Annotated in this window: 13 protein-coding genes; 9 read left to right on the top strand and 4 right to left on the bottom strand. The window is 44.6% G+C overall.

Going from position 1 to position 16,299, the window contains the following annotated elements; translation table 11 throughout:
• Both A3IK_RS0117340 and A3IK_RS0117335 read right to left on the bottom strand, forming a co-directional pair.
• Nucleotides 1-1,748, bottom strand: a 1,748-nt coding sequence (locus A3IK_RS0117340) for a GEVED domain-containing protein (RefSeq protein WP_026221045.1), incomplete at its 3' end; no start/stop codon positions are given.
• 655 nt (nt 1,749-2,403) lie between these two features.
• The gene (locus A3IK_RS0117335; RefSeq protein ID WP_020561241.1) at nt 2,404-3,126 is read right to left on the bottom strand and encodes a pirin family protein; all 723 of its coding nucleotides are present in this window, start codon (nt 3,124-3,126) and stop codon (nt 2,404-2,406) included.
• A gap of 460 nt (nt 3,127-3,586) precedes the next feature.
• On the opposite strand from A3IK_RS0117335, the gene A3IK_RS0117330 reads away from it, so the two are divergent.
• From A3IK_RS0117330 to A3IK_RS0117300, 7 genes are all read left to right on the top strand, one after another.
• Nucleotides 3,587-4,903, top strand: coding sequence for an ABC transporter substrate-binding protein (locus A3IK_RS0117330; protein WP_020561240.1), 1,317 nt, complete (start codon nt 3,587-3,589; stop codon nt 4,901-4,903).
• A 120-nt stretch (nt 4,904-5,023) separates the two neighbouring features.
• A complete protein-coding gene (locus tag A3IK_RS0117325; RefSeq protein ID WP_020561239.1) occupies nt 5,024-5,902 on the top strand; it encodes a carbohydrate ABC transporter permease in 879 nt (292 codons plus the stop codon).
• 4 nt (nt 5,903-5,906) lie between these two features.
• Nucleotides 5,907-6,740 carry a carbohydrate ABC transporter permease gene (locus A3IK_RS0117320; protein WP_020561238.1) on the top strand — a complete coding sequence of 278 codons (834 nt, stop codon included), beginning with the start codon at nt 5,907-5,909 and terminating at the stop codon, nt 6,738-6,740.
• A gap of 15 nt (nt 6,741-6,755) precedes the next feature.
• On the top strand, nt 6,756-7,793 hold the full coding sequence (locus tag A3IK_RS0117315; protein ID WP_020561237.1) for an ABC transporter ATP-binding protein: 1,038 nt from the start codon (nt 6,756-6,758) through the stop codon (nt 7,791-7,793).
• On the top strand, nt 7,790-9,181 hold the full coding sequence (gene dalD, locus A3IK_RS0117310; RefSeq protein ID WP_020561236.1) for a D-arabinitol 4-dehydrogenase: 1,392 nt from the start codon (nt 7,790-7,792) through the stop codon (nt 9,179-9,181). The genes A3IK_RS0117315 and dalD overlap by 4 nt, the downstream gene beginning before the upstream one ends.
• The gene (locus A3IK_RS0117305; protein ID WP_020561235.1) at nt 9,178-9,963 is read left to right on the top strand and encodes an L-iditol 2-dehydrogenase; all 786 of its coding nucleotides are present in this window, start codon (nt 9,178-9,180) and stop codon (nt 9,961-9,963) included. Before dalD ends, A3IK_RS0117305 begins: the two co-directional genes overlap by 4 nt.
• Nucleotides 9,964-9,971: 8 nt before the next feature.
• Nucleotides 9,972-10,916 carry a helix-turn-helix domain-containing protein gene (locus A3IK_RS0117300; protein ID WP_020561234.1) on the top strand — a complete coding sequence of 315 codons (945 nt, stop codon included), beginning with the start codon at nt 9,972-9,974 and terminating at the stop codon, nt 10,914-10,916.
• 13 nt (nt 10,917-10,929) lie between these two features.
• On the opposite strand, the gene A3IK_RS0117295 is transcribed toward A3IK_RS0117300, so the two are convergent.
• On the bottom strand, nt 10,930-12,477 hold the full coding sequence (locus A3IK_RS0117295) for an ATP-binding protein (RefSeq protein ID WP_020561233.1): 1,548 nt from the start codon (nt 12,475-12,477) through the stop codon (nt 10,930-10,932).
• Nucleotides 12,478-12,768: 291 nt separating this feature from the next.
• Here A3IK_RS0117295 and A3IK_RS0117290 point away from each other — a divergent pair, with 291 nt between their 5' ends.
• Both A3IK_RS0117290 and A3IK_RS0117285 read left to right on the top strand, forming a co-directional pair.
• Nucleotides 12,769-14,433, top strand: coding sequence for a GmrSD restriction endonuclease domain-containing protein (locus A3IK_RS0117290; protein ID WP_020561232.1), 1,665 nt, complete (start codon nt 12,769-12,771; stop codon nt 14,431-14,433).
• Nucleotides 14,434-14,615: 182 nt separating this feature from the next.
• Complete coding sequence (locus tag A3IK_RS0117285) at nt 14,616-15,812, top strand: pyridoxal-phosphate-dependent aminotransferase family protein (protein ID WP_020561231.1); 1,197 nt, start codon at nt 14,616-14,618, stop codon at nt 15,810-15,812.
• On the opposite strand, the gene A3IK_RS0117280 is transcribed toward A3IK_RS0117285, so the two are convergent.
• Complete coding sequence (locus A3IK_RS0117280; protein ID WP_020561230.1) at nt 15,809-16,294, bottom strand: hypothetical protein; 486 nt, start codon at nt 16,292-16,294, stop codon at nt 15,809-15,811. The genes A3IK_RS0117285 and A3IK_RS0117280 overlap by 4 nt on opposite strands.
• Nucleotides 16,295-16,299 lie beyond the last annotated feature (5 nt).

The following is a 16,299-nucleotide window of genomic DNA, read 5'->3' as shown; positions in this document are numbered from 1 at the left end:
CTGCCATTGGGTGCCGTGCTGCCATTGGCTGGGGTGTCACCATAGTCATAGCAGTCGGTGTACCATACGGGACTAAATAGGTAATCACCACCACCATATTGAATTTCAATCGTTTTCACTTTTTGATTAGGTGATACCTGATAAGTCGCATAGCTATTCGCCACGGCGGTAGCGATATTGCCGCCTAGATTCGCAATAGCACCCGCCGTTCCATAGGCTAACAGATTCGAGCCTAGGTAATAGTTTGATGTCGTGGCGGTCGTATTGACTGGTAGAGTGGATTGCGTGAGGGGTACGACTCCACCCGCTGCATCCTTAAACATGACCCGTGCCACCCCTTCGGCGGCTCCGGTCGAGCCTGCGGATTTATCAATATCACCAATCATAATCCCCACCCCTTCCATGGCTTGGCTTAGGGTGATCACTAAGTTATAGCTTGCACTGCTACTCGGTGTGGTGGGGGTACTACTGAATTCAACTGGAGACCAACTGCTACTCGTCCAAGGCGAGGTCAGCGTGGCAGAGCTAGTACGCCCTGCAGTCCCACTGGAGCCGCCATTAGCTGCAAAGGCATAGGTGGCGGTTAAGCCTTGTGGGTTGCGAGTACCACCGGAGGCGGTGAATGAGATCGGTAGCGTGGTAGTGGCGGATTTCAGAGGTATAGCGCTAATATCATCAACGGCATATTTCCGGTAGGCGGTACACGCGGTGGCGGTGGGATTCGGGGTTGCACTGGTTTGAGCGTTAATGGTCAATGTATAGTCTTCGACCTCACCATCAGACACCGCCGTGGAGGCATTAGCCGCTGCTAGGGTATCGGTTGTGAGGCGGAAACGAGCTGAAGTACTGCCTGCTACCGTATCAAGCGGTACACTCCAGTTCAATGCGGCGGTTGTACTACCACTTGCTACCGTCGCACTAGTATATTCATCGGCATCAAATACACCATTGCGATCAAAATCAATCCAGCCATGTAAGGTCGCTGTTTGGCCGGTGATATTGGTTACTGCCGTGCTCACGCTATAGGTTATCAGGTCGGGGGACAACGGGGGGAAGGTGCTAACACCATCATCGGACGCATTATCGGCATCAGTAACCACCCCCGTATCGAGAGTGATTTGACTCCCTAATTGCAAGAGTCCTTTTTTAATCACATGGGTCGCCGTACCATAGGTACTTGCCGCATCCGAATAATCAATACGACAGCTATTGTTAACGTGGATACCCCACGCTACACCGAAATCAGCCAGCCAACTATAAGCATAAACCACCCCATCAGCAGGCATCGTGAAACTCAGATTAATTCCGGTACCACTAGCAGTGATATTATTAACACTATCCGATCCCGTCGCGGGATAGCGCCCTAACACATTACCGGCTGAATCCAGTACCATAAATACATCATGATCTTCGCCCCCTAAATCCTCAAAGTTAATGGTTTCACTCGAACCAGGCGCTGCCTCAAGGCGGCTCACTAAAGCCCAGGTTTCGCCCAGACCATCTGCGACTGGATTACTACGTAATTCGGTGGGCTTCTCAGCAGGTCCTAAGACTAAATTCCTAACCGGAGCCGTAGCATTATTACGCTGGGGTATTTTCTTAGCGTCATACGTCCACCCGACTCCCGTATAGTCGAGCCGGTAGCTCGGTTCCCCCGGAAAGTCTGTGGCAAAGCTGAAATTCCAGCCTACAGCATTGACTGTACACATGCTACTAGGCACCGTTGGCAAGGTCGGCAATGCTGCCATAAGCTGTGTTGAGGCTCCCCACATCATAAAGATGAGGAAGAGCCGGTTTAAAAAAAATCGGTTGCGATGAAACACAATACCCCCCTTTCAAAGAAATATGGCGACACGGCGGTCCGGCCGCATTTTTATAGATAATTAATATTTCTATTATTTATATGGCACTCACTAGCAGGCTCTAGCATAGACGATGGATGGTTAGGCCTGATTAGGGTTAATTTTGCTCTATTTTTAATTTAAAGTTAGCTGTCAGTTTAGTTTTTATTTTTAAACGAAAGCTGAATAATGACTACCATTCGTTATGAATTTTAACGAAATACGCTCTCTAATCAGATGACTAAATATTTACAATAATTATTTATATAAAATTCAAAGAGTTATGCTTTATAATTAAAAGATTTACTAATTTTAGTAAGAGTCCTCCTCTTTTATATAAAAATCCTCTGTTAAAAATAACTTATTCTCTATAAATAGCTTATTTTCTTAAACAACCCACCAGCTCAAAGCTGGTGGAATTGAATAAGGTCTACCCAATAGTGTTGTTTTAAATGGGGAAACAACTAGTGGGCACTTCGGTCTTTGAGGCGCTTCACTATTTCACTCAGCGCCAATGGTGGGTATTCGCAACCATAGGAGATGATCAGGATTCACCCATGTCTCAAATCATTTCAGGCAATTCCTGCGGACGCAAATCAAATACTAATACCTCCGCATTGTCACCCTTACTAAAATGGAGTGCTGTTTCATCCCGCACTCTAGCCCCATCACCGGCATTTAAACGGATACCATTGACCTCTACCGAACCCTGCGCTATATGGATATAGGCATAACGCTCAGGGGCTAAAGTTAAGGTGCTTTGCTCCTCGCCATTAAATAAGCCCGCATACACCCGCGCATCTTGATACACCGACAATGAGCCATTTTCACCTTCGGGTGAAATAATCAGGCGTAACTGCCCGCGTTTTTCACTCTCTGAAAAGTTTACTTGTTGATAACGTGGGGTAACACTTTTGCGATTGGGGATAATCCAAATCTGTAACAAATGCACTAACGCCTGAGCGGAGTGATTAAACTCACTGTGCTGAATGCCACTACCGGCACTCATCATTTGCACATCACCCGGACGGATTACCGAACCTGTTCCCATCGAGTCTTTATGTTCTAGAGCACCCTCTAAGATATAGGTAAAAATCTCCATATCTCGATGTCCATGGGTTCCAAAACCTCGCGAGGGTTGTACACGATCATCATTAATGACCAATAAATCGGAAAAACCGAGTTGCTTGGGGTCATAATAATGTCCAAAAGAAAAGGTATGACGTGCACTTAACCAACCATGCTCAGCCGCCCCACGCTGTTTAGCTAATCTAACTTCAATCATGTTTAAACTCCTATATGGCACGTTATGTGCTTTTGATGAGTCTAAACATACGCTCAATAGTCAGCTATTCCTAGTCTCGATTCTTGAACACAGCGTTCTCTAATCGAGACCCTACGCCTACTCAAATCGCTAAAATAGATGGCTAGTTGATACTATTTAACCGTATTAAAAAACCGACAAGACCAGTACCTAGCGCATACCTAAAATACTCAATGCTGTTACATACTTATAGCTAAACAACTAGCAGATGCTCCATGATCTTTTAATGCAAAAATTCATCATAGAGAAAATTATTCTGCAAAAAAGTATCAATATTTGTCATAAAAATACATTCCTTTAAAAATACAATAATGCTACTCTTTCTTAACAGATAGGAGGGGTAGCAGCAAAAAGCTGCAATAAAGTATTAGTTTTCCCTCCTCTCTTAGCGCTGACTATTTTCACCGGAGGAGCAAACCCTATGAAGTTCAATCGTCTTACGACGGCCATGTTAGGCGGTCTATTACTATCCGCCACTGTCACCACTCACGCCGCTACCGAATTGGTCGTTGCTACCGTTAATAACGGTCATATGATCGAGATGCAAAAGCTGGGCAAGCATTTTGAAGAAGCCAATCCTGACATTAAACTAAAATGGGTAACCCTTGAAGAAGGCGTTCTGCGTCAACGCGTTACCACAGATGTTGCAACCAAAGGCGGTCAGTTTGACGTCATGACCATCGGCATGTACGAAACACCTATTTGGGGCAAAAAAGGCTGGATCAAAGAATTAAAATTTGATGATAGCTATAAAATTGATGATTTATTACCTGCAATACGCGATGGTCTGTCTGCCGATGGCAAACTCTATGCTGCACCCTTCTATGGTGAAAGTTCGATGCTAATGTATCGCTCTGATCTGGTGAAAGAAGCGGGTATGGAAATGCCTAGCAACCCAACATGGGATCATGTAGCAGAAGTCGCTGCTAAAATTCATAACCCTGAAAAAGGTATCTACGGGATCTGCTTACGTGGTAAACCAGGTTGGGGCGACAATATGGCGTTCTTAACCACATTGGCAAACACCTATGGTGGTCAATGGTTTAACATGGAGTGGAAACCTCAATTAGAAAGTCAACCTTGGAAAGACGCGATCACTTTCTATGTTGATCTGTTAACCAAATACGGCCCTCCAGGTTCTGCAAGCAATAGCTTCAATGAAATCTTAGCCCTCTTCAACGAAGGTAAATGCGGTATGTGGGTTGATGCCACGATTGCAGCCTCCTTCATTTCTGATCCTAAGCAAAGTAAAGTGGCTGACAAAGTAGCCTTTGCACAAGCACCAACTAAAGTTACCCCTAAAGGCGCTAACTGGTTATGGGCTTGGGCTTTAGCGATTCCAGAGTCCTCTACTAAAGCGGCTGAAGCTCAAAAGTTCATTCAATGGGCGACTTCAACTGACTATATCAATCTAGTGGGTAAAGAAGAAGGCTGGGGCAGTGTTCCAACAGGTACACGTCAATCTACCTATGATAACGCTGACTTTAAAGCGGCTGCCAAGTTTGCTGATGCTGAACTCGCTGCGATTAAAAGTGCTAATCCTAATGACAGTACTTTAGAAAAGTCACCTTACACTGGTGTGCAATTTGCGACTATTCCTGAGTTCCAAGCCATTGGTGTTAATGTTGGTCAACAAATGAGCTCTGCTTTAGCGGGTAAAGAATCCGTCGAAGAAGCTTTAAAGACTGGTCAGGAAGCGGCTGAGCGTGAAATGCGTAAAGCTGGTTACTACAAGTAATTGTAATCTCTCACTCCCCAAGAGGGTAGCAATGTAGCAGTAAACAGCGCTACCCCCAATTCAGTGCTACCACAGAAACCTCTGTGGTGGCCTTAGTAAACACCACAGACAGGTAGCGTTATGGCAGAACATACACGTGCAGGTTCTCGTTGGTTACCCCGCATCCTCATGACTCCCGCAGTAGCAACATTGTTCCTGTGGATGATCGTACCGCTGGTGATGACCATTTATTTTTCGGTAATTCGTTATAACCTCATGCAACCCGACCAAACGGGATTTGTAGGTTTGATGAATTACGAGTTCTTTATGACTGACTCCGACTTCTGGCCAGCCATTTGGAATACTCTCGTTCTTCTCGGTAGTGTCGTTTTAATTACCGTTTTCTTTGGTTTTGCGATTGCACTCTTAATCAATGACCCTTTCCCTGGGCAAGGTTTTGTGCGCATTCTATTGATTTCCCCCTTCTTCGTCATGCCCACCGTAAATGCCTTATTGTGGAAGCATATGATGATGAATCCGGTGTATGGGGTACTCGCCCAAATCTGGACGTTCTTTGGCTTACAGCCGATCAATTGGCTTACGGATTATCCGCTGCTATCCATCATTATTATGGTGAGTTGGCAATGGTTACCCTTTGCCTGTTTGATTTTTATGACCGCACTACAATCGATGGATCGTGAGCAATTAGAAGCCGCAGGCATGGACGGTGCTACCTACTGGCAAAAACTGTGGTATTTATATTTACCTCATATGGCACGCTCCATTTCAGTCGTGATTATGATTGAAGTGATCTTCTTACTCAGTATCTTTGCTGAAATCTATACCACTACCAGTGGTGGTCCTGGTAATGCTAGTACTAATCTGGCTTTCTTGATCTTCAAACAAGCTCAATTAAGTTTTGACGTAGGTGTAGCATCAGCCGGTGCTTTATTAGCCGTCGTATTAGCTAATATTGTGGCGGTCTTCTTGATTCGTATGATCGGCAAAAACTTGGACTAAGACTATGCAATCTTCACCTAATTCCAGCCCTCAAAAACTGATCATTCGCACGATTGCGGCTTGGTTAGTGGCTTTAATTTTATTCTTCCCTTTACTATTCCTAGCCTTTACTGCCTTTAAAACAGAAGGGCAAGCGATAGCGGTACCTTCACTTTGGGTATTTACCCCGACTTTAGAAAACTTTGTCGAGGTGCAAGAGCGTAGTAACTATATGCACTTTGCTTGGAACTCGATTGTTACGAGTGTGGTATCTACTATTTTAGGTCTACTGATTGCAGCCCCGGCTGCGTATAGCATGGCCTTTAGCCCTACTAAACGCACTAAAGACATTTTAATGTGGATGCTCTCTACTAAAATGATGCCTGCTGTAGGTGCCTTAGTCCCCATCTATGTCATGGCGCAGTGGGCGCATCTATTGGATACCAAGTTTATCTTGATTATCGTGTTTACCATGAGCAATCTGCCCATTATGGTCTGGATGCTCTACACCCATTTCAAAGATATTCCGCATGAAATTCTAGAAGCTTCACGCATGGATGGTGCTACCCTTTGGGATGAGTTCCGTCATGTATTACTACCTTTAGGCATGGGTGGTTTAGCCTCTACGGGCTTATTATGTTTGGTATTAGCATGGAATGAAGCGTTCTGGGCCTTGAACTTAGGTTCGGCTAATGCCGGTACGTTGGCAACCTTAGTCGCCTCTTACTCTAGCCCTGAAGGCTTGTTCTGGGCGAAATTATCTGCTGCTTCCTTAATGGCGATTGCCCCGATTATTGTCTTCGGTTGGTTCAGTCAAAAGCAGTTGGTACAAGGTATGACCTTTGGTGCAGTGAAATAACGGGAGGAATTAGTAATGGCATTTTTAGAATTAAAAGGCGTCGAGAAGTTTTATGGTAAGTTACGCGCGATTAAAGGCGTCGACTTAGCGATTGACAAAGGCGAGTTTATTGTATTCGTAGGCCCTTCTGGCTGCGGTAAATCCACCTTATTGCGTATGATTGCAGGGCTTGAAACCATTAATGGTGGTAGTCTCATGCTCGATGGCAGAGATATCACCAATGAGCCCTCCTCTAAACGTGATCTGGCGATGGTGTTCCAGTCCTATGCACTTTATCCGCATATGACGGTCGAGGAAAATATGTCCTTTGCCTTACGCTTAGCCAAAGTTGATCCTGCGATCATTAAAGAAAAGGTAAGTAAAGCGGCTGAAAAGCTCAATCTTACTAGTTACTTAGAGCGCACCCCTAAAGCCTTATCGGGTGGTCAACGCCAACGGGTAGCTATCGGACGCTCCATTGTACGCCAACCTAAAGTGTTCTTGTTTGACGAACCATTATCCAACTTAGATGCGGCGCTACGCGGTCAAACACGGGTTGAGATTGCGAAACTCCATCGCGAACTCGGTGCAACCACTATTTATGTTACCCATGATCAGGTTGAGGCGATGACCTTAGCTGACCGTGTGGTGGTATTACGTGATGGTATGATTGAGCAAGTCGGTACACCGCTGGAATTATACGATCACCCGGCTAATCGTTTCGTGGCGCAATTTATTGGTATGCCACAAATGAACGTATTACCGGCTAACATGTTCCAAAACGCCGGCAATGCCCATGAAATCGGGGTACGTCCAGAGCATCTCACTATTATCCCCGCTGATCAGGGACAATTACGTGGCACGATTGAGCTGATTGAGGCACTCGGTAATGAGACTCTCATCCATATCAATTTAGGCTCTAACCTGATTATTGTACGTCAATATCACGAGCGCACTACCTCACAACTCGGTGAGCAAGTAGGCGTACGGTTTGATCCTGCCCATCTGCATCGTTTTGATAAAGATGGCAAGACTATGACTGATGTGAATAAAGTTGCAGGAGCTGCTGCATGAGTGCATCCGTTTTAACTCAACTACATTTAGGCTTGGGTTCTTTTCATCGCGCCCACCAAGCCGTGTATATGCAGGCACTGCACGATCGTGGCGATTATAGTTGGCGCATTGTCGGGGGTAATTTACGCCCCGATATGCTAGACACCATTGCTGCTTTGCAAGCAAATCAAGGGGCTTATACCTTAGAGACGGTGAATACGGCAGGCGAACGCTTTTATCAAACTATCACAGCGATTCAAGAAGTTGTTAGCTGGGATAAAGACTTAAGCGGTTTAGTCACAGTAGCCTCTGATGCTAATACCCGTATTATCTCCTTCACTGTGACCGAAGCGGGCTATTATCTGGATGCGCATCATCAGCTGGATGAAAGTTTTGCGGATTTGCGTGCTGATTTAGCCGGTGGTCACGCGACCATTTATGGTGCTTTAAGCAAACTTTTGCATGCTCGCATGCAAGCAAAAGCGGGCAAAGTTACCCTACTCAATTGCGATAATCTACGCAGTAATGGCGAGCGCTTCTTTGGTGGGTTAAAGCAATTCTTAGCTAAGCGTGGCGATCAAGAGCTATTAGATTGGGTCAGTGCGAACACCACTGCACCTAACTCTATGGTTGACCGGATTACCCCACGTCCTACCGCTGAAATACGTGAGCGCGTGAAATCAGCTACCGGACGCGATGATGCGGCTGCATTAATGGGTGAAACCTTTATTCAATGGGTAGTAGAAGATCATTTTGCCAATGGTCGCCCCGCATGGGAAACTGTCGGGGTGGAAATGGTAAAAGATGTGATGCCCTATGAAGAGGCTAAAATCCGTCTTCTGAATGCGCCGCATAGTTGCATTGCGTGGGCAGGCACCTTACGCGGTTATACCTATATCCATGAAGGTACGCTGGATCCTGAAATTCGCCAAATGGCCTATGATTATGTGACGAATGATGTGATCCCTTGTTTGGAAGATACCGCGAAACCCTATCCGCTCAATTTGCCGCAGTATCGGGATGTCGTATTGGAGCGCTTTAGTAACTCCAATATTCTCGATACTAATCAACGCGTGGCAATGGATGGCTTCTCTAAGATTCCGGGCTTTATTCAGCCCACCTTACGTGAAGCATTAGCAGCCAATCGTAGTATTGATGCGGTAGCCATGTTGCCTGCACTCTTCTTAGCCTTTTTGCAACGTCAACAACGCGGCGAAGTTAAGTTTAAGTATGATGATCAGGCGATGGAACCGGCGACCGCTCAAGCGATTTGCCAAGCAGATGACCCCATTGCTGCGTTTGCAGCCGAGCGGGTATTGTTTGGCCCGATTGCAGGTGATCCACGCTTAGTTGAGGCTTTACGTAAGGCGACTGATCGCATTGATACCTTTGTGAAGAAAGCTGCATGAGTTTACAACGTCTAAAAGGCAAACACGCGCTCGTAACGGGCGCGAATGGCGGTATCGGTCTTGCAACGACAGAAGCCTTTTTAAAAGAGGGGGCTATTTGTAGCGCAATTGATCTACCGGCTCAACCGAGTGCTGAACTTCAAGCCCTCGCTGAGCAGTATCCCCAGCTGCATTATCATAGTCTCAATGTTGTGGATACCACAGCGGTCAAGGCTTTGATTACCTCGCTCAATCAGCAGCATGGGGTAATTAATGTATTGTTTAATAATGCAGCGGTTTTCGATATGGCTCCTTTACTGGAGTCTCACGAATCCATGTATGACAAAATTTTTGCCGTCAATGTGAAGGGCATGTTTTTCGTTATGCAGGCCGTATTAGAAGGTTTAATCGATGCCGGACATACGGGGAGTATTATTAATTTAGCTTCCCAAGCCGGGCGACGTGGTGAGGCCTTAGTGTCACATTATTGTGCCTCCAAAGCAGCCGTCATTAGCTACACGCAATCGGCTGCTTTAGCGATGGCACCTTACGGGATTCGAGTGAATGGCATTGCACCTGGCGTGATTGATACCCCTATGTGGGCACATGTGGATGGTCTATTTGCTAAATACGAAGGCCTTGCCAAAGGTGAGAAGAAAATCGCCGTCGGTAAAGCCGTTCCCTTAGGGCGTATGGGTATACCCGCAGATGTGGCAGGAGCAGCGGTATTTTTAGCCAGTGATGAATCGGCTTATATTACCGCGCAAACACTCAATGTTGATGGTGGTAATGTAATGTCCTAGGAGATGTAATGGCTCGCCCAATACGACACCATACTCATCCTCGCCCGCCAGAATGGGAACGCGATTTTCAACGCGCTCCCGACTTGGGCTATGAGCCGGAAGGCTCTTTTGGTTGTGTCCGTTGCCTAGAGCACGGCGCACCTAACCCATTAATTCGTTGGCATTATCATGAGGAGTATGAGCTACACTTAATCGTTAATACCTCCGGTAAAGTATTCGTAGGGGACTATATTGGGCGCTTTGAACCCGGTCATTTAGTATTAACCGGCCCACACCTACCCCATAACTGGATTTCTACCGATTTACCTCCTGAAGGGGTAAAAACTCGTGATCTCGTTTTACAATTTGCCGATCAACCACTACGCCAAGCCAGCACCCTACTCCCTGAATTGAGTTCTGTACTTCCGTTATTAGAACGTGCCAAACATGGGATTGAATTTAATGGCATTAGTGAGCAAGTCTATAATTATATGGTGCAAATTCGCCATTGCCACGGTCTGCAACGCCTAAGTAAATTTATTGAATTACTAGCCTTACTCGCACAATATCCGCACTATCAATTACTCTCAAGTGCTCAACTACAAAGCTTTGATGATGATGCCGCTCTGCGCCAAATCAGTGAGGCGGTCGATTACATTACCACCCATTATGCCAATCAATTTTCGCTTGCGGATCTAGCCAAAAAACTTGGTATGAGTGAAAGCCGCTTTTCACGCTATTTTCATCGGGCTACAGGCAATACCTTTACTGATTTTGTTAATCGTTTACGTATTAATCGCGCCTGCCAATTACTGATGGAAACAGATCAGTATGTGAGCACCATTTGCTATAATGTAGGGTTTAATAATGTGGCTAATTTTAATCGGCGCTTTTTAGAGTTAAAGGGCATTGCCCCAAGAGATTATCGCCGCCAAGGAGCCGAGCGTTATCGGCAAGGGCTAGTTAATAACTGATATACGCATCTCCTCAGACTTTTTCTACCTCAAATACCAATACATTACGCGACACTTTACTAAACTCTACCCCTATTAAATAAATAGGCTGATTGAGCATCTGATACTTATTAGCATAGCCGCGCTCTTTAATTTGCTTTAAAGCCTCACCTTTCGGTGTCATTTCCACCACCTTAAACTCAAAAATATAGACCTGATGATTAAACTTCAGAGTCATATCAATACGTCCAAGATTGGTACAATCCTCTACAATGACCTCCAAACCTAAAGACGCAAAATACGAATAAAACACACTAGCATAAAACCCCTCATACTCCTGAATATCATTATTGTTATACCAATGATACGGAATACTGGAAAAAAATCCCTGAAATAGGTTTTTCAAACCTTCGAGGTCATTAACTACTAATAACTCATATAATTGAATACGCTGTGATACCTGCGCATTAGGGTTATGCACTAATTGCTGGAGAATAGCGCTATTTAGGCTTTGATAGACCTCACGATTAGGATAGCCCAACTCATAAAATAAACTCCCCCCCAGTGTTTTAGTACTCTTAATCGTCAAATAGCCGGTTTGGAACATCACAGCCTCTAACGGCATATAGTCCATATCAAAGCTCGATAACAACTCCTCATCACTATTACGCCGCGCTAAATTCGGGGTAGCGACTCGTCGTGCTCGAATTAAATCTATTAAAAAGGTAGGTGTACCCGTTTCAAACCAGTAGTTTTTGAATTGACGATTTCTAAAGAGTAATAAAATATCAAACGGATTATAAACCCCCGCCCCTAACCAATGATAGCCATTATACCAAGAACGTATTTCTTGTCGGTCTAAACCTGCTAATTCTGGTGCAAATACAGTGTCAATATCCTCATCGGTATAGCCACAGATAGTAGCGAACTCAGAGACTAAGGTAATATCCAATAAATTATTCAAACCTGAAAATAAACTGACCTTAGAAAACTTACTGACCCCAGTGAAAAAGGCAAATTTAATATGAGCATCATAGTCCTTAATAGTGCTATAAAACCCTCGAAGGAAATCTCGATTATCCCTAGCCACCTCTGGTGTATTGATGGCATCAAGAATAGGCTTGTCGTATTCGTCAATCAGAATAACAACCGCTAGCCCCGTTTGTTGTTTGATATAGCGAATCAATGCTTGAAAACGCTCAGAACAGGTATCATATTGTTTTTTAATACCAAATTCTTGTTCTAGCCTATCCAATTGCGCAGCTATATTATCCGCTAAGTAATTAGGATTTTTGAAATTGCCGCTACCAAAACTAAAGCGGATAACCGGATATTGTACCGACCAATCCCAATGCTCGTGTACCGCTAAGCCTTGGAATAAACGCTCATTGCCCTCAAATAACTCTTTGAGCGTATCCAAAAATAAGCTTTTACCAAACCGACGCGGACGAGAAAGAAAGTAGTATGTACCATTACGAGTCAAGTCCAGTGCTAGCTGGGTTTTGTCAACATAATAGTAATTATCTTCACGAATCTTGGCAAAGGTCTGAATACCGATAGGTAAACGCTTACGTGGGGTCATGGTGGCTCAGGTGCGTTACTAACAGAGTTTGAGTTTAGCATGAAGAGGATAGTTGAGTAATAACGGTATAGCCGAACTTGACCATGTTGTTACACCAACCTCATAACTAAACTCTTAAAAATCAATTATTTAAAATTTCAAAAATATAACATATGCTCAAACGGCAGCTATATGTAGCCCTTAATTTTTATAGAAAGATTTCTAGCCAAAGCTTACTAAGCTAGTAGTTTCATATAAACTACTTAAACCACAAAAGTAGCCGAAAATCACTATCAAAAAGGAGAGTTTGCTGTGGCAACCAAAGTTCAGACAGACCAAGAAGAACCAACCGTGCTTTTGCGACCAGAAAATGCCAACAAGAAGTATGAGGCACTATTTCTTGAAATTGACTCTGGACAAATTAAGTTACCCATGTTCCAACGAGAATTTGTCTGGGACAAAGAGCAGAGTGCCAAACTGATTGATAGCATTTTAAAGGGCTACCCTATTGGAACTTTCATTTTATGGAAGACAAGGGAAGCTCTCAGATCGGTAAAAGACATTGGCAATCACTCGTTGCCAGAAACTCCCAAAGGAGACTATGCCCAATACATACTGGATGGGCAGCAACGAATTACCTCCCTTTATGCGATCCGCAAAGGGCTTCGCATTTCAAAAGATGGAAAGGAAATCAACTACAGAGACATTTATGTGAATCTTGATTATGACCCATCGAAAGATGAACAAATCGTAACCAATCAAAAGGATGAAGAAAAGATTTATGTTTCGGTGCATGACCTTCTCACTCGCAAAATGGGAGAGCTGTTCAAGCAGGTTGGTGCAGAAAAGGCGGATCTTGTTGAAGAGTATAAGGCCAAACTGACCACATACGACTTTGCTACTATCACAATTAAGGACTATCCAATAGACATTGCGTGTGATGTCTTCTCCCGAATCAACACAGGTGGCAAACCTCTAACCCTCTTTGAAATCATGGTCGCCATGACTTATGATGAAGCAGAGGGGTTTGATTTGGCCTTGAAATATGATGAATTGCTCAATGGTAGCGACGAGAGTGATAAGAGCTTGAGCAAGGCCAAATTTGATACGGTTCCCGCTGCAACGGTTCTTCAAGCTGTGGCTGCTATTACCGTAGACAGCATTAGAGCAAGAGATATTCTGAAAATCCGCAGGGAAAAGTTCATCTCCAACTGGGAGCCTATGGTGTCCTCTATGTTCACTGCGGTGGATTTTATTAGAATCAAGCTGTATGTCCCTGTTTCGCAGCTACTTCCTTATGCTTCTCTGCTGGTTCCATTCACATATTTCTTTCACAAGAATAGCAACAAGCGACCAACGGAGATTCAAGCAAAGTTGCTGAAACAGTTTTTCTATTGGGTGGGTTTGAATTGGCGATACAGTGGATCAACTGAAACCAAGATTGCCGAAGACCTTAAGAAAATGAATCTGATTCTTAAGGAAAAAATGCCGAAATACTCTTCGGACGAACTTGATGTATCTGCTGAAGATATTGGCAAGACTTGTTTTTCAGCAGGTAACTCTAATGTGAAGGCTATTCTGTGCTTGTTCGCTTCTCACAAGCCCCGGAATCTTGACGATGATAGTGATGTGATTCTTGACAATTCAAACCTCAAAATTGCCACAAGCAGGAACTATCACCACTTTTTCCCCAAGAAATATGTTGAGAAAAAATATCCTTTGTTGGAACCCAACCTGATTGCCAACATAACCCTTATTGATGCGGCTTCCAACAACAAAATTCGAGCGAAAGCACCAAGTACTTATGTGGGAGAGTTTAAAACTGGCAATTCAAAACTGCCCTCTTCGCTTCGCTCTCACTTGATTGGTAGTCCGAAGGACTTTGGTATTCTGGAAGATGATTATGAAAAATTTATTGAAAAAAGGTCAGAGGCGATCGCAGAAGCTCTTAATGAAGCTTTGAATCCAGAGTTATAAGTTTAGATAAATTTTTTGACCACGAAAGAACAAGTTATGAGGGTAATCAGACAGGATAACTTCACTCACAACAGAGATAGGTTTAATCACCTATCGGTTAGATTAAGTTTGTGCTAGTACACTAGACATTCCCCCCTACTTCAACGAACATACGTCTTCAAATTTTGAGAGAGGTGTGTTTTATGGCTATTTCATCCTTTTATCCCCCGATCCGAACCCTGATGGGGCCAGGTCCCTCGGATGTTAGCCCACGGGTATTGGCGGCGTTAGCGCGACCAACCTTAGGGCATTTAGATCCGGCTTTTATTCGTATGATGGATGAGGTCAAAACCCTGCTCCAATATGCTTTTCAAACGAAAAATGAGCTTACTATGCCCATTTCTGCGCCAGGTTCAGCCGGTATGGAAGCCGTTTTTGTCAATTTAATCGAGCCGGGTGATACCGTAATTGTGTGCCAAAGTGGGGTATTTGGCGGACGCATGAAGGAAAATGTAGAGCGCTGTGGCGCTACTGCCATTATGGTGCAAGATGAATGGGGTAAGGCCGTCGATATCCACAAAGTCGCCGAAGCACTCAAAAAGCATCCTGAGGCTAAAGCAGTCGCTTTTGTCCATGCGGAAACCTCAACGGGCGCTCAATCTAATGCTCAAGCCCTCTGCACCCTTGCTCATGAGCATGGCGCATTGGCGATTGTGGATGCTGTCACTTCTTTGGCAGGTACGCCTTTAAAGGTTGATGAGTGGGGGATTGATGCGATCTACTCCGGTACACAAAAATGCTTATCCTGTGTCCCCGGTCTCTCACCTATAAGCTTTAGCGCCCGCGCCGTAGAAGCTATTCAAGCACGTAAAACTAAAGTGCAAAGCTGGTTTTTAGATATGAACTTAGTCATGGCCTATTGGGGCGGTGGCGCTAAGCGGGCGTATCATCACACCGCTCCGGTCAATACCCTCTATGGCCTGCATGAGTCTTTAGTCATGCTGCAAGAAGAAGGCTTAGAGAATGCGTGGGCGCGACATATGCATAACCATCAAGCCTTAAAGACAGGTGTGGAAGCACTAGGTTTAAGCTTTTTAGTGGATGAAGCGCATCGCTTGCCACAACTGAACTCTATTACCATCCCTGAAGGTGTGGATGATGCTCAAGTACGCAGCACTTTATTGCGCGAATATAATCTCGAAATTGGTGCGGGTTTAGGTGCTTTAGCGGGTAAGGTTTGGCGTATTGGTCTGATGGGTTTTGCGAGCAACCCTACTAATGTACTATTCTGCTTAGGCGCACTTGATACGGTACTTAAACAACAAGGTGCCAAGATAGAAAGCGGTGCCGCTGTTGCCGCAGCACGCGCTTTTTATGAGCAAGGTAATGAACACGGCTAAGCGTCAGCATCCCTTTGCTTAGCACGTTCCTCCGCCTCCATTAAGGCTTGTAGACGCTGCTTTTGGGTTGATACCCAGCTATCAACCCAAGGCTTTAACGAGGGTAACAATTTTAAAGTAGGCGCGGCTGCTAGGATAGGGATAATGACTAATAAGATGATAGCGACCCCTAATGCCACCATTTTATCCGTTAAATAGGGATATAACAGGGTAGTAATCACACCACTTAAGAGCCAACTAATCACCACCCACAATGACCATCCCACACTTAAAGGTACACCATCACGCTGCCAGCGGCGCAAAAAAGGTGAAAGGGATTGTCCCTGCTCATCCACACCAAGTGCCGTACGCAAGATTTTGTCTAACTGCCAAGGCTTGATTTTATTCACAATAATAGCTAGCCATAACATAGCGGCTAGTGCCAATAATCCAGTAAAGAAAATGGTGGGGAAGTTAAAAATTATACTTAAAAAAGCATCCATGTGGG

It is taken from the genome of Thiofilum flexile DSM 14609 (genome assembly GCF_000380185.1).
Taxonomy (GTDB): Bacteria; Pseudomonadota; Gammaproteobacteria; order Thiotrichales; family Thiotrichaceae; genus Thiofilum; species Thiofilum flexile.
The sequence above is the reverse complement of the archived record's forward strand: the minus strand, read 5'-3'. Positions and strand labels throughout refer to the sequence as shown.

Coding starts and splice junctions, on each gene's coding strand:
- A3IK_RS0117330 (WP_020561240.1), top strand. CDS start 3,587: ATGAAGTTCAATCGTCTTACGACGGCCATGTTAGGCGGTCTATTACTA.
- dalD (WP_020561236.1), top strand. CDS start 7,790: ATGAGTGCATCCGTTTTAACTCAACTACATTTAGGCTTGGGTTCTTTT.
- A3IK_RS0117300 (WP_020561234.1), top strand. CDS start 9,972: ATGGCTCGCCCAATACGACACCATACTCATCCTCGCCCGCCAGAATGG.
- A3IK_RS0117335 (WP_020561241.1), bottom strand. CDS start 3,126: ATGATTGAAGTTAGATTAGCTAAACAGCGTGGGGCGGCTGAGCATGGT.
- A3IK_RS0117305 (WP_020561235.1), top strand. CDS start 9,178: ATGAGTTTACAACGTCTAAAAGGCAAACACGCGCTCGTAACGGGCGCG.
- A3IK_RS0117320 (WP_020561238.1), top strand. CDS start 5,907: ATGCAATCTTCACCTAATTCCAGCCCTCAAAAACTGATCATTCGCACG.
- A3IK_RS0117280 (WP_020561230.1), bottom strand. CDS start 16,294: ATGGATGCTTTTTTAAGTATAATTTTTAACTTCCCCACCATTTTCTTT.
- A3IK_RS0117295 (WP_020561233.1), bottom strand. CDS start 12,477: ATGACCCCACGTAAGCGTTTACCTATCGGTATTCAGACCTTTGCCAAG.
- A3IK_RS0117315 (WP_020561237.1), top strand. CDS start 6,756: ATGGCATTTTTAGAATTAAAAGGCGTCGAGAAGTTTTATGGTAAGTTA.
- A3IK_RS0117285 (WP_020561231.1), top strand. CDS start 14,616: ATGGCTATTTCATCCTTTTATCCCCCGATCCGAACCCTGATGGGGCCA.
- A3IK_RS0117325 (WP_020561239.1), top strand. CDS start 5,024: ATGGCAGAACATACACGTGCAGGTTCTCGTTGGTTACCCCGCATCCTC.